At 58.4% G+C, this 20,379-nt stretch carries 15 protein-coding genes; 9 read left to right on the plus strand and 6 right to left on the minus strand.

Annotated elements, in window-relative coordinates; genetic code table 11:
• The first annotated feature begins 75 nt into the window (after positions 1–75).
• The 5 genes from soeA (at position 76) to A3GO_RS0102765 (ending at position 6,352) form a co-directional block, all read left to right on the plus strand.
• The gene (gene soeA, locus A3GO_RS0102745) at positions 76–3,000 is read left to right on the plus strand and encodes a sulfite dehydrogenase subunit SoeA (RefSeq protein WP_029132105.1); all 2,925 of its coding nucleotides are present in this window, start codon (positions 76–78) and stop codon (positions 2,998–3,000) included.
• A complete protein-coding gene (locus A3GO_RS0102750) occupies positions 2,997–3,722 on the plus strand; it encodes a 4Fe-4S dicluster domain-containing protein (RefSeq protein ID WP_029132106.1) in 726 nt (241 codons plus the stop codon). The genes soeA and A3GO_RS0102750 overlap by 4 nt, the downstream gene beginning before the upstream one ends.
• 148 nt (positions 3,723–3,870) lie before the next feature.
• Positions 3,871–4,851: a dimethyl sulfoxide reductase anchor subunit family protein gene (locus A3GO_RS0102755; RefSeq protein ID WP_029132107.1), complete on the plus strand. Its 981-nt coding sequence runs from the start codon at positions 3,871–3,873 to the stop codon at positions 4,849–4,851.
• 25 nt (positions 4,852–4,876) lie between these two features.
• Positions 4,877–5,692 carry an esterase/lipase family protein gene (locus A3GO_RS0102760; RefSeq protein ID WP_029132108.1) on the plus strand — a complete coding sequence of 272 codons (816 nt, stop codon included), beginning with the start codon at positions 4,877–4,879 and terminating at the stop codon, positions 5,690–5,692.
• A gap of 120 nt (positions 5,693–5,812) precedes the next feature.
• Positions 5,813–6,352: a hypothetical protein gene (locus A3GO_RS0102765; RefSeq protein WP_029132109.1), complete on the plus strand. Its 540-nt coding sequence runs from the start codon at positions 5,813–5,815 to the stop codon at positions 6,350–6,352.
• 22 nt (positions 6,353–6,374) lie between these two features.
• Here A3GO_RS0102765 and A3GO_RS0102770 read toward each other — a convergent pair whose 3' ends face one another.
• The 4 genes from A3GO_RS0102770 to nei all read right to left on the minus strand — a co-directional run bounded on the left by A3GO_RS0102770 (position 6,375) and on the right by nei (position 9,724).
• Positions 6,375–7,316, minus strand: coding sequence for a hypothetical protein (locus tag A3GO_RS0102770; protein ID WP_029132110.1), 942 nt, complete (start codon positions 7,314–7,316; stop codon positions 6,375–6,377).
• A gap of 84 nt (positions 7,317–7,400) precedes the next feature.
• Positions 7,401–8,279 (minus strand): DMT family transporter, encoded by an 879-nt coding sequence (locus A3GO_RS0102775; RefSeq protein WP_029132111.1) that lies wholly within the window; start codon positions 8,277–8,279, stop codon positions 7,401–7,403.
• On the minus strand, positions 8,276–8,824 hold the full coding sequence (locus A3GO_RS22245; RefSeq protein ID WP_051301769.1) for a 3'-5' exonuclease: 549 nt from the start codon (positions 8,822–8,824) through the stop codon (positions 8,276–8,278). The genes A3GO_RS0102775 and A3GO_RS22245 overlap by 4 nt, the downstream gene beginning before the upstream one ends.
• 69 nt (positions 8,825–8,893) lie before the next feature.
• A complete protein-coding gene (gene nei / locus A3GO_RS0102785) occupies positions 8,894–9,724 on the minus strand; it encodes an endonuclease VIII (RefSeq protein WP_029132112.1) in 831 nt (276 codons plus the stop codon).
• 465 nt (positions 9,725–10,189) lie between these two features.
• Between nei and A3GO_RS0102790 the strand changes: the two genes are divergently transcribed.
• The 3 genes from A3GO_RS0102790 (at position 10,190) to A3GO_RS0102800 (ending at position 13,848) form a co-directional block, all read left to right on the plus strand.
• Positions 10,190–11,386, plus strand: coding sequence for a PEP-CTERM sorting domain-containing protein (locus A3GO_RS0102790; RefSeq protein ID WP_169720356.1), 1,197 nt, complete (start codon positions 10,190–10,192; stop codon positions 11,384–11,386).
• A gap of 203 nt (positions 11,387–11,589) precedes the next feature.
• Complete coding sequence (locus A3GO_RS0102795) at positions 11,590–11,970, plus strand: hypothetical protein (protein WP_029132114.1); 381 nt, start codon at positions 11,590–11,592, stop codon at positions 11,968–11,970.
• A gap of 63 nt (positions 11,971–12,033) precedes the next feature.
• Positions 12,034–13,848: a tetratricopeptide repeat protein gene (locus A3GO_RS0102800; RefSeq protein WP_029132115.1), complete on the plus strand. Its 1,815-nt coding sequence runs from the start codon at positions 12,034–12,036 to the stop codon at positions 13,846–13,848.
• Between the two features lie 650 nt (positions 13,849–14,498).
• On the opposite strand, the gene A3GO_RS22250 is transcribed toward A3GO_RS0102800, so the two are convergent.
• Entirely contained in the window at positions 14,499–15,935 is a 1,437-nt protein-coding gene (locus A3GO_RS22250) for a pyridoxal phosphate-dependent decarboxylase family protein (RefSeq protein WP_051301770.1), read from the minus strand.
• Between the two features lie 93 nt (positions 15,936–16,028).
• A complete protein-coding gene (locus A3GO_RS0102810; protein WP_037374577.1) occupies positions 16,029–18,572 on the minus strand; it encodes an EAL domain-containing protein in 2,544 nt (847 codons plus the stop codon).
• A 348-nt stretch (positions 18,573–18,920) separates the two neighbouring features.
• Here A3GO_RS0102810 and trhP point away from each other — a divergent pair, with 348 nt between their 5' ends.
• Positions 18,921–20,243 carry a prephenate-dependent tRNA uridine(34) hydroxylase TrhP gene (trhP, locus tag A3GO_RS22255; protein WP_037374578.1) on the plus strand — a complete coding sequence of 441 codons (1,323 nt, stop codon included), beginning with the start codon at positions 18,921–18,923 and terminating at the stop codon, positions 20,241–20,243.
• Positions 20,244–20,379: the final 136 nt, after the last annotated feature.

Consider the following 20,379-nt stretch of genomic DNA (forward strand, 5'->3'; position numbering starts at 1 on the left):
GCGGTGGCAACCAATGGAATATTAGAATAGGATTAATTAATGATTTTTATCATTCACTGATCCGGGACAGCGCCCATGCAAGATCCAACCACCCAATCCGACAACGATCTGGGCCGTGTGGAGGTCAAGACCACCACCTGCTACATGTGTGCCTGCCGTTGCGGTATCCGGGTGACCCTGCGTGATGGCGAGATCCGCCACATCGAGGGCAATCCCAAGCATCCCCATAACCAGGGGGTGATCTGCGCCAAGGGCTCCTCCGGGATCATGAAGCAGTACTCGCCGGCCCGTATCACCAAACCCCTGTTGCGCAAACCGGGCGCGGAGCGGGGCGGTTCGGAATTTGAGGAGATCTCCTGGGAGCAGGCGTTCGAGATGGTCAGCGAACGGCTGGCCCGGATTCGCGCCGAGGACCCGAAAAAGTTTGCCCTGTTCACCGGACGCGACCAGATGCAGGCGCTGACCGGTCTGTTCGCCAAGCAGTTCGGCACGCCCAACTATGCCGCCCATGGCGGTTTCTGCTCGGTCAACATGGCGGCCGGGATGATCTACACCATCGGCGGCTCGTTCTGGGAGTTCGGCGGTCCGGATCTGGACCGGGCCAAGCTGTTCGTGATGATCGGCACCGCCGAGGATCACGACTCCAACCCGCTGAAGATCCACATCTCGAAATTCAAACGGCGCGGTGGCCGCTTCATCTCCATCAATCCGATCCGCTCCGGCTACTCGGCCATTGCCGACGAGTGGGTGCCGATCAAGCCGGGTACCGACGGGGCATTGATCCTGGCGATCAACCATGAGCTGATCAAGCAGGGACTGTTTGACCGGGAGTTCCTGACCCAGTACTCCAATGCCGCCGAACTGGTGGTGGACGATCCCCGACGCGATGATCACGGCCTGTTCAAGCGCTTCGAGATGCACGTGGAGGAGGGCTGTTTCGATCCGGAGAACAAGCTCTGGTGGGATCGGGACCTGGATCGGGAGATCTCCACCCACACCCCGGGGACCGAACCCCGCCTGCTGGGGGAGTTCCGCCTGGAAGACGGCACCCGGGTAAAACCGGCCTTTCAATTGCTTAAGGATCGGCTGGAGGAGTACACCCCGGAGTGGGCCGAGGGGATCACCGGGATACCGGCCGATACCATCCGCCGACTGGCCCATGAGATGGGTGTCACGGCGCGGGATCAGAAGATCGAGCTGCCGATCCAGTGGACCGACAGTTGGGAGAACGAACACGAATCGATCACCGGTAACCCGGTGGCCTTCCATGCCATGCGCGGCATTGCCGCCCACTCCAACGGTTTCCAGTCGATCCGTGCCCTGAGCATCCTGATGACCCTGCTGGGGACCATCGACCGGCCCGGCGGTTTTCGCCACAAGGCGCCGTTCCCGCGGCCGATTCCGCCCTGTCCCAAGCCGCCCAACAGCCCGGACGGGGTCAAGCCCAACACGCCGCTGGATGGCATGCCGCTGGGCTGGCCGTCGAAGCCTGAAGACCTGTTCGTTGATGAGCAGGGCGAGGCGGTGCGCCTGGACAAGGCATTCTCCTGGGAGTATCCGCTGTCGGTGCACGGCCTGATGCACAACGCCATCACCAACGCCTGGCGCGGCGATCCCTATCCCATCGACACCATGCTGCTGTTCATGGCCAACATGGCCTGGAACTCCTCCATGAACACCGAGCAGATCCGCCACATGCTCACCGACAAGGATGAGTCGGGCGAGTACAAGATCCCGTTCCTGATCGTCTGTGACGCCTTTCAGTCGGAAACGGTGGCCTTCGCCGATCTGGTGCTGCCGGATACCACCTACCTGGAGCGCTATGACGCCCTCTCCATGCTGGACCGGCCGATCTCCGAGTTCGAGGGACCGGTGGACTCGGTGCGTATCCCGGTGGTGCCGCCGACCGGCCAGTGCAAGCCGTTCCAGGAGGTGCTGGTGGAGCTGGGCAGCCGCTTGAAGCTACCCGCCTTCATCAACGAGAAGGGCGAGCGCAAGTACCGCGATTACCCGGACTTCATCACCAACTACGAAACCTCGCCCGGCTCCGGCATCGGCTTTCTGGCCGGCTGGCGCGGCAAGGGCGGCGAGAAGTTTCTCAAGGGCGAGCCCAACCCGCGCCAGTGGGAGATGTACCAGAAGAACGACTGCTACTACCACTACAAGTTGCCCAAGTCCTACCAGTACATGCGCAACTGGAACAAGGGCTACCTGCACTGGGCGCGCAACCACGGCATGATCCGTTACGCCGAGCCGATCACCATTCACCTCTACTCCGAGGTGTTGCAGAAATTCCGACTTGCCGCCCAGGGCAAGGGCAGTGGAAGGAAGCCGCCGGAGCGGCTGCGCAAGCGTGTCGAAATGCACTTTGATCCGCTGCCGTTCTACAGCGAACCGTTGCTGTCACGGCTGGTGGACACCCATGAGTATCCGCTTAATGCCCTGACCCAGCGGCCGATGGCGATGTATCACTCCTGGGACTCCCAGAACGCCTGGCTGCGGCAGATCCATACCCACAACTACCTGTTCGTCAATCCGGCCCTGGCCCATGCCAAGGGGATCGATGACGGTGACTGGATCTGGGTCGAGTCACCCACCGGCAAGGTGCGCTGCATGTGCCGTTACTCGGAGGCGGTGGAGCCCGGCACGGTCTGGACCTGGAACGCCATCGGCAAGGCGGCGGGGGCCTGGGGCCTGTCGCCCAAGGCCAATGAATCCCAGAAGGGTTTCCTGCTGAATCACCTGATCCCGGAGGAGCTGCCGCCCTGCGAGTCGGGCGAGCATCTGTCAAACTCCGATCCGGTCACCGGTCAGGCAGCCTGGTTCGATGTGCGGGTGAAAATCTACAAGGCGGAACCGGGTGAGCCGGCACAGACCGCTCCCCAGTTCAGCACCATGAAACCCCTGCCGGGGCAGACTATCCGGCGCGGACGCTGGCTGTCATTCTTCGCCGGCAAGCTGGGCAGGAACCTGAGCAGGAAGAAGCGGAGCAAGGTATGACCCAACTGGCACTGGTTATTGATCTGAACGTCTGCGTCGGCTGCCACGCCTGTGTCACCAGTTGCAAGGAGTGGAACAGCTCCGGCTGGGCCGGCCCGATGCCGGACGAGAATCCCTACGGGGCCGATCCGAGCGGCGTGTTTTTCAACCGGGTGCAGACCTACGAGGTGGGCTGTTTTCCCCATACCGAAACAGTCCACTTCCCCAAATCCTGTCTGCACTGCGAGGACCCGCCCTGTGTGCCGGTCTGTCCCACCGGGGCCAGCTACAAGCGCGCGGACAACGGCATCGTGCTGGTGGATTACGACAAGTGCATCGGCTGCAAGTACTGCTCCTGGGCCTGTCCCTACGGCGCCCGCGAGATCGACGCCCAGAACAAGGTGATGAAGAAGTGCACCCTCTGTGTCGACCGGGTGACCGATGAGAGCCTGCCCGAGGCCGAGCGCAAGCCGGCCTGCGTACTGGCCTGTCCCACCTCGGCGCGCATTTTCGGTGACATCCATGACCCCAACTCGGTCGCCTCGGTGGCGATCCGCGAACAGGGTGGCTACCAGCTGCAGCCGGAGTGGGGCACCCAGCCGGCCAATCACTACCTGCCGCGCCGTCGCAGCCAGATGCAGATTCATGAGGATGAGCTGATTCGTGCGGACAACCCGTTGCGCAAGGAAGAGGTTGAGATGCCGATCGAGCAGGGCGACACCCTGGACGATGTGGCCTGGTAGGGTTGCTGTGTAACACGTAGGTTGGGGTGAGTGGAGCGAACCCCAACGGACGAAGGCTCCGCTCAATGCCATGTTGGGGTTCGCAGGCTCACCCCAACCTACGGTTTGCGGGTCGATAGAAAAGCAATTTCGGCAATAGGAACATTCGATGCATCCGGCATTTTCAGTAATTTTTCTCACCACCCTGATCGGTATCGGTCAGGGACTGTTTCTGGCCCTGTTCACCGGCCAGGTGTATGCCCTGGCCAACCTGATTCCGGTGCAGGAGAGCCTGGGATTCTACGCGGTCGGCAGTCTCATTGCCCTGCTGTTTCTGGTGCTGGGATTGATCGCGTCGGTGTTTCACCTGGGTCGTCCGGAGCGGGCCTGGCGTGCGGTTACCATGTGGCGCACCTCCTGGCTCTCCCGTGAGGTAATTGTGCTGCCGCTGTTCATGCTGCTGGTGTTCCTGTACGGCGTGGCACACTTCTTCGGTTTGACCCAGCCGCTGTTCATGGTGGCGGATACCCTGCCGATAGATCTGACCCTGATCATTGGCCTGCTGGCCAGCATGATGGCCTTTGCGCTGTTCATCTGCACGGCCATGATCTATGCCAGCCTAAAGTTCCTCAAGGAGTGGTATACGCCATTGACGGTACTCAATTATACCCTGCTGGGCCTGGCCTCCGGCTTCATGTTCGCGGCAGCATTCTCCGCTTATGTCAGTTTTGACCTGGTCTCCCTGTTTGGCATCTGGGCAGTGATCTTTACCCTGCTCGGGGCAGTCTCGCGGGGTACTTCCCTGGCCAGAAACCGTGCCTTGCGTGACAAGTATGGTTTGACCACGGCCATTGGCGTGCGCCATCCCAATATGAAACAGCTAAGTCAGGGATTCATGGGTGGCGCATTCAATACCAGGGAGTTTTTCCACGGCCGCACAGCCGGGGCGCTGCGGCTGATCCGCTGGTTCTTTCTGCTGGCGGTGTTCCCCATTCCGGTGGTGCTGATCGCCACGGCCTATGCGCTGGAATCACCCTCGCTACCGATCGCGGCCTTCGCGCTGCAGTATCTGGGACTGATTGCCGAGCGCTGGTATTTCTTCGCCGAGGCGAAACATCCACAGAATATCTATTACCAGTCGATGGCCTGAGTGGCCGAATTTGAAGGAGGCAGGTATGAAACTGTTGAAACGGTTGCTTGTGGTCGGGGCGCTACTCTCTGGCAGCGCGCCGTTGCAGGCCGATGTGGCGGTGCTGGTGCACGGTTATCTGGGCAGCGCCAGCTCCTGGGAGAGCAGCGGCGTCAATGCCGTGCTGGTGGCCGATGGCTGGAAGCGGGCCGGTGTTCTGCGCACCGATCCCTACGGGGTTGAGCTGATCCCGGTACTGGGAGACTCAGGTGAAAACAGTCTCTACCAGGTGGAACTGCCCTCGCTGGCACCGATGATGGTACAGGCAGATCAACTGCAGGCGATGTTGCATCAGGTAGCCCAACTGCACCCGGATGAGCCGATCACCCTGGTGGCTCATTCCGCCGGTGGTATTGTTGCCCGTATCGTGCTGGTCCGGGGTGGCGTGCCTCATGCGAAGGCGTTGATCACCATCGCCTCTCCCCATCTCGGCACTGGACGGGCGGTGCAGGCGCTGGAGAGTACCGACGTACCGTATCCATTCTGCCTGGTACAGAACTTCTTCACCGGTGGCAAGACCCGAGTGTTGCGTGAATCCCGCGGGGCGCTGATCGACCTGGTACCGGCGCAGCCCGGCAGCCTGCTGTTCTGGCTGAACAGCCAGCCACATCCGCAGATCGCCTATCACTCCATTGTGCGTCCCGGACCGGTTGGAATGGGTGATGAGCTGGTGCCGGTGTTCAGTCAGGATATGAATCGGGTTCAGGCGCTGCAGGGCCGGTCGAAGGTGACGGTGGTTAGCAGTACTCACTCGCTGAATATTCAGGATGGGATGGTGTTGGCGCAACTGCTGAAGGAGTAGGGCGTTCGCCTGTTGCATAATCGGCTCCCGGACCGGCCGATTTGTCCCGGGGAGAAACTTGTTACTGCGGGGTAGTTAAACTACCTTTTAAGTAATGATGCGGTCACCTGAGGTGCAGCAATGGGCAATGTCGCTGATTTCTCCAAGTACAAGGCGCGAAAGGATCATGGCCGGCAACTTCAAGACAAGGGATGGGTGCCTACCTGGCTTGGTGAGGGTGCTGACAGGGGGACTGCAATCTATATCTATGATGACCATACCCGGCTGCTGCTTTACGCCGGAATCGAACAAACCAGCCTGGATGCAATCGCCCGCAGTGTCCGACGCTCGGAGGGAGAGGATCTGCTCTCTCTGGCAGAACAGTTAAGCGCGCTGATTACCGAATTCTCGCACCATCCGCCATTTCAGGGAGATCAGCGTCTCGCGCTGGTGGCGCAGACGGCCGCCTGGTTTGTCGGCTTTTCCCTGTCCCTGATAAACAGCGACTCTCTGGAGGGTGAATCAATAGTCATCTTGAGACTGGTGGATGTCGAGAGCAGGGAGAGCGCGTTTCACTTGGCTCACCTGGAGTGGCCGGGGATCATGGACAGGCGGTCTGCCGAGTCGCAGCTTTCCGACATGGCCCGGTCACTTCGGCGCAACTTGTTCAATGATGGTTGAGTCCGGCGCGATGCATGTTGGTTTACCGGACCAGCTGCTCTGCGTCCGTGATGACTATGGAGGCGGGCTTGCCCGCTGCCCGTTTCTCCGCCCAGCCGAGAAACGGTTGATTCAACCTCCGGTGACTGCCAAAAAAGCTGAGATCCATATTCAGATAGTCCCCTGCGCTGTTGATGGCAATGTGCTCGGTGGTGCCATCGTGCAGCGTGGCAACGGTTAGCAGTGTCCAGTCAATTGCATAACCGGCTCGTTGTGCGTTCTGAAGGGCTGCGACCAGCATGCGCAGATCATGGGCGATGGCCTCACAACGCGCCTGTTTTTCCGCCCGGTTTTCCAGTGTGCGGAAAACAAAAATCAGCCCGTCGTCGGTTTCATAAGTTGCCCCCTGCCGGTTTTGGATATGCCAGCCACCCCGGACCTTCCGGACTTCGCTAGTCAAGGGTGAGGGTGGGGTGTTGTGGTAGCGCGTACAGTCGTGCAGCTTGCAGAAGCGGTCAATAATCCGCTGCTCCATCTGACCAGCCTTGCCGATTTCAGGTCCACTGATGACAACCGGCGTATTGTCGATAAACAGGATAATTGCTCCGGATTGGTCGGCTTGAATCTCGATATGGCTTTGGTCGCTGATGCCGGCAAACTGTGACTTGAGCTGGTCAACGAAGATCTTTGACTCTCTGCGCCAGCGGGCCAGTTTCAGTTGTGCCTTCGGTTTATCGTGCTGCTCCTGGGCGCTCTCCTGGTAGCTGGTATCGTAGGCGTTGATCAGTTCGTTCAGGGCGATGGTGGCGAAGTCGAAACGTTCCAGTCTGTCTGACAGGGCAACCTTGCTTGCCAGGGAGCCGAAGTAGGATTTTGCCGCCGGTTCGGCCGTCACCGGACTTCCCGCCACCGCCTCTGCGGAGCCGAGCAGCAGGGCGAGGGTTACCGCAAGGGCCGGCATCGGCTGTTTTGCTATCCGCAACATATTGAACACAATAGATGAAAGGAGGCGCCAGTATAAGGTTTTCACGACCGCGATCTGTGACTCGGGTTGCGCTGTTGCATGTGATCAGATATCAGGTGCCAGCACCTTGAGTTTGCGCAGCCTGGCCTGGCGTATTTCAATCAGCGCGACCCCGGCAATAGTCATTGTGCCGCCGATAGCCTTGTACAGCGTGAACGCCTCATCAAGAATCAGGATGCCGGCGGCCACGCCGAGCAGTGGTGCCAGCAGCGAGAAGGGGACCACCTGGTTAATGCTCAGGCGGGCGATTAGGCGATACCAGAGGTAGTAGGCGATGATGGATGAGCCGATAACGATATAACCGAGTGCGGCCCAGGCATTCCCGCTGGCAGTCTGGATGGCGGTCAACTGCCCGGACTCGAAAAGCGCGGAGGCGACAATCAGAATGGGCATCGCCAGCAGGCTCATCCAGCCAATGATGGTCAGGGGGTGGATGTCGCTGCGCCGCTTGATCAGCACATTGGCCCAGGCCCAGCAGAATGCCGAAACCAGCAGTGAGAGTAGTGCCAGAGGCGTGCCGCCCTCGGGTTCACCTGCCAGCAGGGCGGCACCCGAAAAGGCCATCGCCATGCCGAGTATGCGTACCTTGCCCAGGCTGTCGGCAAACAGCAGCGTCGAGAGAATGACGCTGAACGGGATACCGAGCTGGATCATCAGTGCGGTGGTAGCCGCATCGGCGCCGCGCAGGCCGATAAACAGCATACCGAAGTGGCCAAAGCCCAACACCAGGGCGAGAGCGGCAATGCTGCCGAACTGGGCGCGGGTCGGGCGGAAAAAAGGCGCGATCAGCAGGGCCACCCAGGCAAAGCGGAGCGCGGTAAGGGCAAGGGGCGGTATTTCGGTGACTGCGACCTTGATCACCACAAAATTAAATCCCCAGATGATGACCACCGCCAAGGCCTGAAGCAGGTCGGAAAGTTTCATCTCAATCGAGTGCCTGCGTCCGGGTTTGTATCCAGGGCATATACCGCATGGTCCGTATCAGCACAGCGCTCATGGGTTCGCCGGAAGGTCTCCTGCAGAATCATCGCATCGGTGCTGGCGCGATGGCGGGCCAGTTTCATCTCGGCAATCACCTGCGCCTTGGTCGGCTGCCAGAGCAGCACCTGCTGTTCGCTGATCAGACTGCGCAGACTGTCCAGGGTAAAGAGTTGCGGTATCCCGGTCAGGTCATACAGTTTGCCGATCCAGGAGATATCGTGACTCCAGGCATCGGTGTAGATCCTTCTGCCCTTGAGCAACCGGTTGAGTTCGTCGGCTACCTGCTCGGGCGGCTTTCCTTTATCCAGCAGCAGTTGTCTGGAGATGCCGTGCACCGCTTCGGCGCTTTTGTCCCAGAAGGTCCAGTGCGCCGCCGGTTTGATGATGCGACAGAAACATTGTCGGTCAGGGAGAATCACGCCCACCTCGATCGGGTAGCTGTCGCGTCCGAATCCCGAGGCTTCAATGTCGATAATGATTGGTAGCATGATCCCTCGCCTTTTGCACTCTTATACACCCATCGACCGAACGGGTCATATATAAAGCCGGGATCTGTTTTATCCGGCCGCCGTTGGCTGGCATCGGCTGCAGTAATAGCATGGCTGCCCCGCGTTCGGGGTTTTTTCGATCGGATGACCGCAGCGGTAACAGGGCAGGCCTTCGCGTCTGAAGAGATAAAACCGGGCCTGCTCAAATGAGGCACCGGATGACATCAGGCGGTCTGCCGTGGCCGGATCGTTGGTAATGCCACCGGTGCGATAGGACTGTCTGGGCAGCTCAATCAGTGCATGGGTGAGTGATGCCAGCTGCTCGCCGCTACAGTCAATGGGGCGCAGGGTCGGGTGCAGACCGCTCAAGAACAGGATCTCACAGCGCAGGTAGTTGCCCAGTCCGGCGACAAAGGTTTGATCGGTGAGCAGGTGGCCGAGACGCCTGTTGCGAAAGGCGGGTTGCATCAGTCGATCCATCAGACAGGATTTGTCCGTTGCCGGGTGCAGAATGTCCGGTCCCAGTCTGCTCAGAAAAGGATGCTTTCGGAGCTGTGTGTCATTCAACAACTCAATAGTGGATGCGCTGTAAAGGTGAGCGGCTGAACTGTCTGTGACCAGTGCCACACGCAATTGCCGCCTGGTATCCGGTTGCAGATCGGCCGGCCCGGTGGTCCAGCGGCCATAGAGCTGGTTATGGGTGTAGAGGGTCAGCTGGTTATCAAATCGCGTGAGCATTGCCTTACCAACCGTATCGACCCGGGACACCCGGCTACCAATGAGTGCCGCTCCCCGCGACTTCAGATGATCCAGGCCAAAATGTACCTGGACCAGGGGGCGTGCTTTCAATGCCGCTTCTACTTGGTCCGCGGCGCGGCGGATTTCCGGCCCCTCAGGCATGCTTTAAACTCCGGTTAGTTGTGATTTAGTCAAGGTGACCGGCATCGATAATCGCCTCCGGGGCATTGCGATGTGGCCCAGGCAGTTTAACGGATACATGGGGTTGCTACACATCGAATAAGCACGAGGGAACGTGACCCTCCGACCCGAACTTTTGTGACATTTCGTCGGCTTGCGTTCGTTTCAACCCCCTATAGCAACGTTGAAATGTACAGCCATCTACTGTCGATAAATTTTACACTGCCAAGCTTACTTGTTGAATTTAAACATATTTTAAAGTTCTAATTAACATTAAAAAACAATTGATTGCAAGATTAGCGAAATTAATGGCACTAAAAATGCGTTAGTGAATTTTAACTGTAAGTTTGAACTGTTATGAGAATTATAAGCAGTAGGGTTGGTTTTAATATTTCGATGGAGCGAAGGGGCAGTGCTTGTGCAGAGATAAACTTCGGAGGGCGGAGAATGAAAAAACCACTAATGAAAACCTTGATTTGCGCGGCCATCGCGACATCGCTGGGGTCTGTCGCAATAACCGCCGAAGCATCTCACTTTCGTGGGGGGGCCATGGTCCCCACGATTCAAAACGGCATCCTGACGGTGGTACAGACGACCTTCTGGCGTAAAAATACCAGTGAGGCAAATACACCGACGGTTACCGGAGTGGGCGGCATGACGCTGCAGAGCACGGCAACGGATACCTCGGATTCCCGCTATGACAGGCGTACCAATGTCTACACGGTGGATGTCAGCAATGCCACCCAAGGTGTGTTGAACATCACCGCGGGCAGCTGCTGTCGGGTAGCTGTTGGAGGCCTGGGTAACTGGAGTGAGAGTTCCTGGGACCTGAACTCTGCCATCGCCTGGGATGGGACCAACGCCGCCCCGATCACGTTTGATTTCGGCACCATTCAGCCGGAAGTGAGCCGCTTGGCGGGTAATGACTATGCACAAGGCCTCAATGCCACTTCGCCGGACGCGCTGGCCCTGAGCTACAACCAGGCGCTGAACCTGAACATCAACTCTCAGGTGCCAGGTTTTACCGTTAACACCACCACCGGCCAGATGACCATTATCGGAGATGCCAACCGCGCCCTGATTACCGACAATACCACGCTCGGTGGCCAGAATGTGGGTGCGGATGCCGCCTTCAGCGGCAACATCATCGCCAGCGACGGCTCATTTGTGGAGTTCGACTGGATGTTTGACGGTGTGGATGCCGCCTCCAACCAGGCGCCGATGGTGGATGATGCCGTTATCAATGCCCTGGTCGGTCCCGGACCTATTCTGCATACGTTCACCGCGACGGATCCGGAAGATGGCGCCTTGCTTGGCCCGCCGGGGTCCTGGGATCCCATCCTGGTGCTGGGTGCGGGCTTTATTAACGCGTTGCCGACCTTCGATCCCAACACACAAATGTTGTCGTGGGATACCACCGGCTACGCTGCCGGGCAATATCTCATCCAGGCACGCGCCTTCGATTCGAACAATGTGGGTGACTTCGGCTTGCTGACGGTCAATCTGTGCAACAGCCCAAATGATCCTCCATGCGCCTCGACACCACCGCCTCCTCCGGGTATTCCGGTACCGGGGACCCTGCTGCTCATGGGGCTCGGCCTGGCTGGACTGGGATGGAGACGCAACAAGAAAGAGCAGAATTGATCAGACCGCTCTAGTGGTTTCAATGTGGATCAATGACAGGGACCTCACTTTGTTGAGGTCCCTTTTTCATGGTGCGCACGCCTGCGAGGCGGATGGCATGTTGTGTTGGATTCCACTGACTCAATAAAAAAATACCAGACTATAATTTTTTAATTATGACCCACAATAATCATCCAAAACATGAACGGAACAATAGCCTGATAATGCGGGTGGTTATACTGGGCGGCCTCCTGGTCAGTCTACCCGGTTACCCGGCACATCATCCGGACGGGGCCGAAAAGAGTCAGGAATCAATCAAAAAATCCGTAGCATCGGGAAAGATACACGAAGAGTGCGTGCTGGTGCGGGAAGGACACAGGCTGCAGTATCATTTCACGGCCAGTGCGGGTATCGAATTCAATCTTCATTACCATAATGCACAACAGGGTCGGGTCATCTATCTGTTTGGGCCGTCGTCGGTCAGCGCCAATCCGGCGGAAAACCAGTATGCCGCCCCGGAGCCACAGGTCGTCTGCCTGATGTGGAATAACAAAGCTACGGACCCCGTTCTTTTGGGTTATTCTTTTAGTATTACCCCGATTTAACGAATAAGCCGAATCACAGAAGAGGACGCCATTATGTATCGGTTGTTAACAGGCGTTGCATTCATGATGGTCATGGTAACGTCCAGCCATGCCATTACCATTGAACAGTCATCCCCCATAGAAGCCCCCACCATCGATTCGCTAAGTATTAGCAACCCGGCGGTTATTCGCGACAGTCAGTTGCAGGAGATCGTTAAACTTATTCAGGCGGGAAGACAGCAGGAAGCCAATGTTCAAATTGCCAGGATTCTGGCGCGACGCCCCAAGGATAAGGATGCACTGGAGCTTGCCGGCATCTCGTTGATGATGATGAAGAACTTCAAGGCCGCGGAAGAGGCGTTTCAGCGGCTTGTGGCGCTGCCCCCCGTGAAAGCGGAGGTGATCACCAAATATGGCGTCACCAAGATTCTTAATGGCGATCTGAAAATGGGTGAAAAACTGCTGCGGCAAGTGGTGCAGGTGACGCCCGAAGACCACTTGGCCAACCGTTATCTCGGCTGGTTGGCCGACAGAGCTGGGGACACTCGACAGGCTATCTATTACCTGGAAAAACTACCATCGGCCAGAGCGGCAGGGCTCAGGGATTTTCATCTGGCACTGGCGCGAAACTACAAGCAGGTCCAGTCCTACCAATCCATCATTGACCTGCTTTCGCCGGTTTTAGCGGACGATAAGCTGGATAACAGTGCACTCACAACCCGGGCAGCCCTGTATCTGACGCTCTCTTATGCGGCCACTGGCGATGCCATAAAATCCAGACAGTGGGTCGCATCGCTTAAGCCGCTGATTGCGGACAATCCGTTAAACCTGTTCCAGCTCGAGATGGGGCTGGCGGAGGTAACCAAGGATACCCGGGCCGCCCAAAAAGCTGTTCGGGAGCTGTTGGAGAAGGTGCCCGGTGCCGAAGCATACGCCCGCTTTGAGCTGGCCAGGGTACACCTGTTGGCTGGTGAAGTGATCAAGGCGGTGGATGAGTATGAAACAGCCCTGAAGAGTGTCGATGAGGCCGATACGGCAAATATCCTGAAAGTGATGATCCCGGTGTTGCTAGGCGAAAGCATGAATGAGTATGCAATCGGCGTGCTGGAGCGGGCCACACGGAAGTATCCGAACAATGATGATTTTTTATATGGCCTGGCTGATCTGCAATTGACCAGCGGAAGAGTCCAGGCGTCGCAGGTGACGCTCGCCGCCCTGATCGAACGTCCACAACCCTACCCGCCGGCACTACTGCTGGGGGGTAAAGTGGCCCGCGCGGAGAAAGACTATGCGGCGGCCAGTCGTTACCTGCGCCAATATATCGATCTTGATCCCACTGACGAAAGTGCCTGGATTGCGCTGGCCGGTATTCATTTCGATCAAAACGATATTCCTCAAGCCATCGAAACCCTGAAACAGGCTGTCGAGGTGAACCCAACCAAGGCGATACTGGAATATGAACTGGGTACCCTGTATCAGGCTGCCGGGAAACTGGACATGGCCAATAAACGGTACGAAGCGGCACTGTCCCTGAATGGCGACTATCTGGCGGCCATGGATAACCTTGCCAGCAACCTGCTGGATCTTAACCAGGATATCAAGAGAGCGCGTGCCCTGGCAGGAAAGGTGTACGCCGAGTTGCCTGATACTCCTTACATCCAGGATCTTTGGGGTTGGGCCTTGTATCGTAGTGGAGACCTGAAAAATGCCAAGGTTACATTACAGAAAGCGGCCATGGGGATAACCGATTCGGGGCGTGCCGATTATCATCTGGCGCTTGCCTTGAGGGATCTTGGCGATAAGGAAACTGCGAAAAAGCACTTTAAATTGGCGCTGGATAAGGGTCTGTCGGCGCCGCTCAAATCGGAAGTCGAAGCCGCCATGAAAGCCGAAAAGTAACGGCTGTTCCAGTTGATGTTCACATGAGGCGCGGTGAATTTTTTGGCTATGTTCCAATTAGTTGTTGGTCTTGTTTTGGCTTGGCTTGGCTTGGAGATTCGCCCGGTAGGAGCGGCGCCTCGCCGCGAATTCGGCCCGGGGCGGGCCTCCTACAGGTCAAACCCCTCTCCGGCGACCCAAGCGTAGCGGTAGGAGCGGCGCCTCGCCGCGAATTCGGCCCGGGGCGGGCCTCCTACAGGTCAAACCCCTCTCCGGCGACCCAAGCGTAGCGGTAGGAGCGGCGCCTCGCCGCGAATTCGGCCCGGGGCGGGCCTCCACAGGTTAAACCCCTCTCCGGTGGCCAAGCGTAGCGGTAGGAGCGGCGTCTCGCCGCGAATTCGACCCGGGGCGGGCTTCCTGCAGGTCAAACCCCTCTCCGGCGACCAAGCGTAGCGGTAGGAGCGGCGCCTCGCCGCGAATTCGGCCCGGGGCGGGCCTCCTACAGGTCAAACCCCTCTCCGGCGACCCAAGCGTAGCGGTAGGAGCGGCTTCAGCCGCGAAAATCCCGGATAACCCGGCACCTATGGGCCGACCCTCCAGGTCAAATCAGTACCAACACATAATTGGGACAGCGCCAGATTGGTGGTTACCAATCCCGCTTCGATGCTGGTTCAGTCGATGCCCGAGCGGATGTCGACAATCTCATCCAGCAGTGCCTGGATGTCGTTTAGGCTGGTGGCCGGGTTCATGAACACCAGTCGCAGCCAGCGTTGTCCACGGTACAGGGTGGACGAGATATAGAAATCGCCCCGTTCCAGCAGTTGTCGGCGAATCTCCAGTTGGATATGGTCGTCGCCGCTGATCCTGAAGCAAAGGATGTTGGTCTCGGGCTGGATGGCCAGTTCGAAGCCAATCCGCTCCCTGATCAGATCGGCCGCCTCCCGGGCGCGTTGCACCAGCCCCTCCACATGTCGCGCCAGCCCCGCTTCTCCCATCGCCGCGATGGTCATGAACAGCCGTAGTCCCAGGCCTGCCTTGGTGCACTCCACGGTACGGGAGATGAAGTCGAAACCGGGCTGATCCTTGGCGTGCAGCAAGTAGCTCGCCTCCTGCTCGAAGGCGTGATCCAGGTGGCGGTGGTCCCGCACCAGCACGGCGGCGCACACGGTCGGTGTGCACATCATCTTGTGGGCGTCCCAGACCACCGAGTCGGCCAGCTCAATGCCGTGCAGTAGGTGGCGCAGTTTGTCCGATACCAGCGCGCCGCCACCATGGGCGGCGTCCACATGCAGCCAGATGTGGTGTTCCCGGCAAATAGCAGCGATCTCCGTGAGCGGGTCATAGAGACCGGCTGCCGTGCCGCAGGCATTGGCCACGATGGCCATCACCTGTCTGCCTTGTGATTGAAGATCAGCGATCTGTTCGGTCATGTGTGCGGGCTGCACCCGGCCATCCGCATCGGCCGGCAGGGTGAGGCAGTTGTCCTCGCCCAAGCCGAGAATGGCCACTGCCCGTTTCATTGAGTAATGCGACTGCTCCGGCACCAGTACCACCTGATTGCCCGGGTTGCCGGATTTCCAGAATGCCGGCACCCGCGCGCCGCGGGCCGCCAGCAGCGCGGTGAGATTGGCCAGTGAGCCGCCGTGAGTCAGCACGCCACCGGCATGCCCGGATTGCGGGTCCAACTGCCGGTTGCTGGTGGTACCCGTCCAGCCAATTTTTTCCAACATCCAGTTGATCATGAAGTACTCGATACTGGAGGCTGCCGGGCCCATCTCATAGATGGCCATGGCGTTGTTGGTGGCGCCGTCGATCAGGGAGCCAAGCGCCCCGGTGGTGTGAGGCACCGCCACCTGATGGGCCAGAAAGCCGGGATGGTGCAGCCGGGTGGTGGCGCTCAGATAGTCCTGGACAAAATGGCGCAGTGACTCGCCTGTCAGGTCTCCCCGGGCAATGTGCTGTCGAAGCTCAAGCTGTTCAATTACGGTTTCCAGTACAGGCTGGTGGATAACCGGGACGTCTCTGTTGCCCGATTCGCGGATATAGTCCGCCAGCGCATGGACCACAATGGCGGCGTCTTCAGTAAAGGGTGCCTGCTGGCTGCTCATATCTCTGCCGGGGTTGGGAAAAAGAGATCGGTCGAGGACTGGAGAATACTGCAAACCCGGATCAGAACAAAGCGGCGAGCGGAGTGGTTTGGCTTACTGCTCCAGGGCAAATGTGCCGGCAAACAGCAGCGGGGTTATCTCCCTGGCGGGCAGCGGCCGGGCGATAAAGTAGCCCTGCAGTTCGTCGCAGCTCTGCTGCTGGAGAAATTCTGCCTGTTTTGACGTTTCCACCCCCTCTGCAACGACCGAGAGACTCAGCTTGTGGGCCATGGCGATCATGGCGGAGACGAGTTCGGAGTCATCCCGGTTGGCTGGTACATCACGAATAAAGGAGAGGTCTATCTTCAGCTTGTTGATAGGCAGGCGCTTCAGGTAGCCGAAATTGGAGTAGCCAGTACCGAAGTCATCAATAGATATATGCACGCCATGACTCTTCAGCGATGCCAGCATCGGCACCACATCTTCGGAACGCTTCATGACCGCACTCTCCGTCAGTTCGAGTTCCAGGTAGCGCGGATTGACGCCGGCCTGTTGCAGTATGCTGATTACCCGCTCGCTGAAACCGTCCTGGACCAGCTGGTTGGCGGACACGTTGACTGCGATACGAAAATCGTCCAGTCCCTGCTCGATCCAGGCGCGGCACTGGCGGATAGCTGTAATGAGCACCCAGTCTCCCAATTCGCAAATAATGCCGAGACTTTCGGCCAACGGAATAAACAGTGAGGGTGCAATATAGCCCAGCTCCTGATGCTGCCAGCGGATCAGTGCCTCGGCACCGGTAATCCGTCCAGTGTCGGCCGCTATTTTTGCCTGATAGTGGAGGATGAACTCCTCGTTTTTAAGGGCTTTGCGCAGATTGCTCTCCATCGCCAGGTGCTCAAGCGACGAGGCATTCATGGTAGCGGTGTAAAGCTGATAACTGTTGCGTCCGTTGTCCTTGGCCCGGTACATGGCGGTATCGGCGTTGCGAATCAGGTTTTCACTGTTGGTGCCATCGTGGGGGTAGATGCTGATACCGACACTGGCGGTGATGTAGAGGGTGTTGTGGGCGATCGCCACCGGCCGGGCGATGGCGCTGAGAATACGGTGCACCAGGGCCACGGCCGCGTCCGCATCCTCGATCTCCTGCAACAGCAGGGTAAACTCGTCCCCCCCCATGCGCGCTACCGTGTCGCCTTCCCGTATCTCAGCCTGAATTCGCTGGGCCACATCCACCAACAGTCGGTCGCCGATGGTGTGTCCCAGGGTGTCATTGATCCGTTTGAACAGGTCCAGGTCGATGAAGACTACGGCCAACAGGTGGTTGTGCCGGTGGGCGTTGGCGATAGCCACATTCAGCCGGTCGTTGAACAGCCGTCGGTTGGGCAACCCGGTCAGTACGTCGTAGTAAGCCAGGTTCTTGATCTGCTCCTCGCTCTTTTTCCGGTCCGTGATGTCGGTGAGAATAGCGGCGAACTTGGTGATCTCGCCGGTATGGTTGCGAATGGCGTTGATGGTCAGCCACTCCGGGTAGATCTCTCCGTTCTTGCGCCGGTTCCATACCTCACCGGCCCAGGAGCCCTCGCTGTACACGGCGTCCCACATAGTCCGGTAGAAGGCCGCGTCATGTTTTCCTGACTTGAGCAGGGCCGGGGTGTTGCCGATGCTCTCCTCGGCGCTGTAGCCGGTGATGCGGGTGAACGCCGGATTGACCGACAGGATGAAGCCGCTCGCATCGGTCACCATGATGCCGTCCCGCGAGGCCTCGATCACCTGCCGGGCCAGATGCAGGTTCTCCTGTGACAACTCCAGGGCGATGCGGCGCTCTTTCAACGCGCGACGCAGGTCATCCACATGGTTGTGGTCGATACCGGCAAGGATTTCCGAAAATGACAGGATACCGATCAGTTTGCCGCTGTTGTTGGTGATGCCGAGATGGCGGAATCCCTGCTGGTCGAAAATTGTGCGGGCCTGCATCAGCGAGAGGTGATCTGGCTGCGTCATCAGCGGCCTGCTGGCGGCTTCGCCGACGCTGACGGAGGTGCGCTGTACGGTGATGCTTTTCAGGAAGTCGCGCTCGGTAAAGATGCCGTAAGGACGGTCTTCGCCATAAAACACAGCGGCCGCATCCACCTCTGCCTCATGTAGAGACTTGACTGCCTGAGCGAGTGGCAACGAGGCCTCGAATACCACCAGTGGTCGTTTCAGGATGGTCGAGATATTACGTAACAGCAGATCATGTTCAATCCCTTGTGCGCGAATCAGATCACTCTGGCTGAGCAGGCCCGCCGGCTGGCCGTTATGGTCCACTACCAGCAGGTGGCGGATATGCTCCAGCTGCATCAATCGCTCTGCCTTTTCCAGGGAAGCCAGCAGTTCAATGCTCTTGACCGGCCTGCTCATGACGTTGGCAACCGGCTGATTGGTAGCGTCCGAATCGTCGGACATGTCCAGCTTCAGGGCGTCGGCCTCGGTCCAGATGCCCAGCGCCTGCTGCTGGTCGGTAATCACAATGGAGCTGTATCTGGATTCCCACATCATCTCGGCTGCGCGGATGATCGGCGTTGAGGGCGGGCATTCCAGCAGCTTTTTACTGATGATATCACCCACGGTGATATGGCTTTTGGCTTGTTCGATGGCTTCCTGTATCGGGGTCATGAGTGGACTCAGGCGTTGGGTGATGTCGGTTATTCCGTGTGCTTTTCCAGGGTCGGTCCGGCCTGTTGCACATCCCTCCGAGTCCTATAGAGGGATACATTGGTATCATATGTTACGTTTTCGACCGGCTGCCGGGCAACTTTAATGGGTTGTTCCGGCTGAATCTTTCAGGCTACCGATTATAATCAGGAAGTATTGTGATTTTTATTGGTTTTGCCTTATGTTGTTGCTTACGTGAGCAGCGCCGCCTCGGTTTGTCCTTGATTTTTCCAGGGTCTTGATTTTTGGTTTTGCGGTGGCTCTGCGTTATAGTTTTCCGCTTCTTCATCCCCCCGGTAAGCCTGCCCCATGAAACGACCCGAACTGCTCTCCCCCGCAGGGACCCTGAAAAACATGCGCTATGCCTTCGCCTATGGTGCCGATGCGGTGTATGCCGGTATGCCCCGCTACAGTCTGCGGGTGCGCAATAACGATTTCATGGAAGAGAACCTGGCGACCGGCATCGCCGAGGCGCATGCCCTGAATAAACAGTTTTTTCTGGCCTGCAACCTGATGCCCCACGGGGCGAAGCTGAAGACCTTCATGCACGACATAGAGCCGGTAGTGGCACTGGGTCCGGATGCCCTGATTATGTCTGATCCCGGTCTGATCATGCTGGTACGGGAACGCTGGCCGGAGTTACCGGTACATCTCTCGGTACAGGAGAATACGGTGAATGCCGCCTCGGTCCGGTTCTGGCAGCAGGTGGGACTGACCCGGGTGATCCTCTCCCGGGAGCTCTCCCTGGATGAGATCGAGGAGATCCGCCAGGCCTGTCCGGAAATGGAGCTGGAGGTGTTTGTACATGGTGCACTCTGCATCGCCTATTCCGGCCGCTGTCTGCTGTCCGGCTATTTCAATCATCGTGACGCCAATCAGGGGAGCTGTACCAACTCCTGCCGCTGGGAGTACAAGGTGGGCCAGACAGAGGCGGGCGAAGAGATGACCGGTGTGGCCCAGTCGGGTCAGATACGGCATCCGGCGGCCGACGGGGTCTATCTGCTCGAAGAGAAAGAGCGGCCCGGGGAGTTCATGCCGATTTTCGAGGATGAACACGGCACCTACATCATGAATTCCAAGGACCTGCGGGCCGTCGAGCATATCCACCGGTTGGTGCGGATCGGCGTCGATTGCCTGAAGATTGAGGGCCGCACCAAATCCCATTATTACACTGCCAGAACCACCCAGATCTATCGTCAGGCCATTGATGATGCGGTGGCCGACAGACCATTCCGCCCGGAGCTGATGGGTGAGCTGGAGAATCTCTCAAGCCGGGGCTATACCGACGGATTCTACCAGCGTCATGAAAGCCAGGAGCTGCAGTCCTACCGGGACAACTCCTCCCGCAGCGCCCGCCAGCAGTTTGTGGCGGAAGTGATGTCGGTGGATGAGGCAGACGGCAAGGTGCTGCTGGATGTGAAAAACAAGTTTGCCGTGGGTGATCGGCTGGAACTGCTGACGCCGGCCGGCAATCAACAGTTTGTCCTGGAGGTGCTGGAAGATCAGCTCGGCAATCCCATGGCAGAGGCTCCCGGTGGCGGTTATGTCGTCAAGACCCGACTACCTGGGACTCAGGTGCGGATGGGGCTTATTACCCGGTTGCTGGAAGATCATGGCCATTCCCTCGGCTAGCCGACTCTCGGGCTGTCCCCACAATTATGCATCCATTCGGATCCCGAAAAGGCCCTGTCCCAATTAGTTGTTGGTCTTGTTTTGGCTTCGCTTGGCGATTCGCCCGGTAGGGGCGGCGCCTTGCTGCGAATTCGGC

This window comes from Sedimenticola selenatireducens DSM 17993 (assembly GCF_000428045.1).
Taxonomy (GTDB): Bacteria; Pseudomonadota; Gammaproteobacteria; order Chromatiales; family Chromatiaceae; genus Sedimenticola; species Sedimenticola selenatireducens.

What these genes read in the sequence shown, in the direction of transcription:
- soeA (WP_029132105.1), top strand. Translation starts at nt 76, where the DNA reads ATGCAAGATCCAACCACCCAATCCGACAACGATCTGGGCCGTGTGGAG.
- A3GO_RS0102750 (WP_029132106.1), top strand. Translation starts at nt 2,997, where the DNA reads ATGACCCAACTGGCACTGGTTATTGATCTGAACGTCTGCGTCGGCTGC.
- A3GO_RS0102755 (WP_029132107.1), top strand. Translation starts at nt 3,871, where the DNA reads ATGCATCCGGCATTTTCAGTAATTTTTCTCACCACCCTGATCGGTATC.
- A3GO_RS0102760 (WP_029132108.1), top strand. Translation starts at nt 4,877, where the DNA reads ATGAAACTGTTGAAACGGTTGCTTGTGGTCGGGGCGCTACTCTCTGGC.
- A3GO_RS0102765 (WP_029132109.1), top strand. Translation starts at nt 5,813, where the DNA reads ATGGGCAATGTCGCTGATTTCTCCAAGTACAAGGCGCGAAAGGATCAT.
- A3GO_RS0102770 (WP_029132110.1), bottom strand. Translation starts at nt 7,316, where the DNA reads ATGTTGCGGATAGCAAAACAGCCGATGCCGGCCCTTGCGGTAACCCTC.
- A3GO_RS0102775 (WP_029132111.1), bottom strand. Translation starts at nt 8,279, where the DNA reads ATGAAACTTTCCGACCTGCTTCAGGCCTTGGCGGTGGTCATCATCTGG.
- A3GO_RS22245 (WP_051301769.1), bottom strand. Translation starts at nt 8,824, where the DNA reads ATGCTACCAATCATTATCGACATTGAAGCCTCGGGATTCGGACGCGAC.
- nei (WP_029132112.1), bottom strand. Translation starts at nt 9,724, where the DNA reads ATGCCTGAGGGGCCGGAAATCCGCCGCGCCGCGGACCAAGTAGAAGCG.
- A3GO_RS0102790 (WP_169720356.1), top strand. Translation starts at nt 10,190, where the DNA reads ATGAAAAAACCACTAATGAAAACCTTGATTTGCGCGGCCATCGCGACA.
- A3GO_RS0102795 (WP_029132114.1), top strand. Translation starts at nt 11,590, where the DNA reads ATGCGGGTGGTTATACTGGGCGGCCTCCTGGTCAGTCTACCCGGTTAC.
- A3GO_RS0102800 (WP_029132115.1), top strand. Translation starts at nt 12,034, where the DNA reads ATGATGGTCATGGTAACGTCCAGCCATGCCATTACCATTGAACAGTCA.
- A3GO_RS22250 (WP_051301770.1), bottom strand. Translation starts at nt 15,935, where the DNA reads ATGAGCAGCCAGCAGGCACCCTTTACTGAAGACGCCGCCATTGTGGTC.
- A3GO_RS0102810 (WP_037374577.1), bottom strand. Translation starts at nt 18,572, where the DNA reads ATGACCCCGATACAGGAAGCCATCGAACAAGCCAAAAGCCATATCACC.
- trhP (WP_037374578.1), top strand. Translation starts at nt 18,921, where the DNA reads ATGAAACGACCCGAACTGCTCTCCCCCGCAGGGACCCTGAAAAACATG.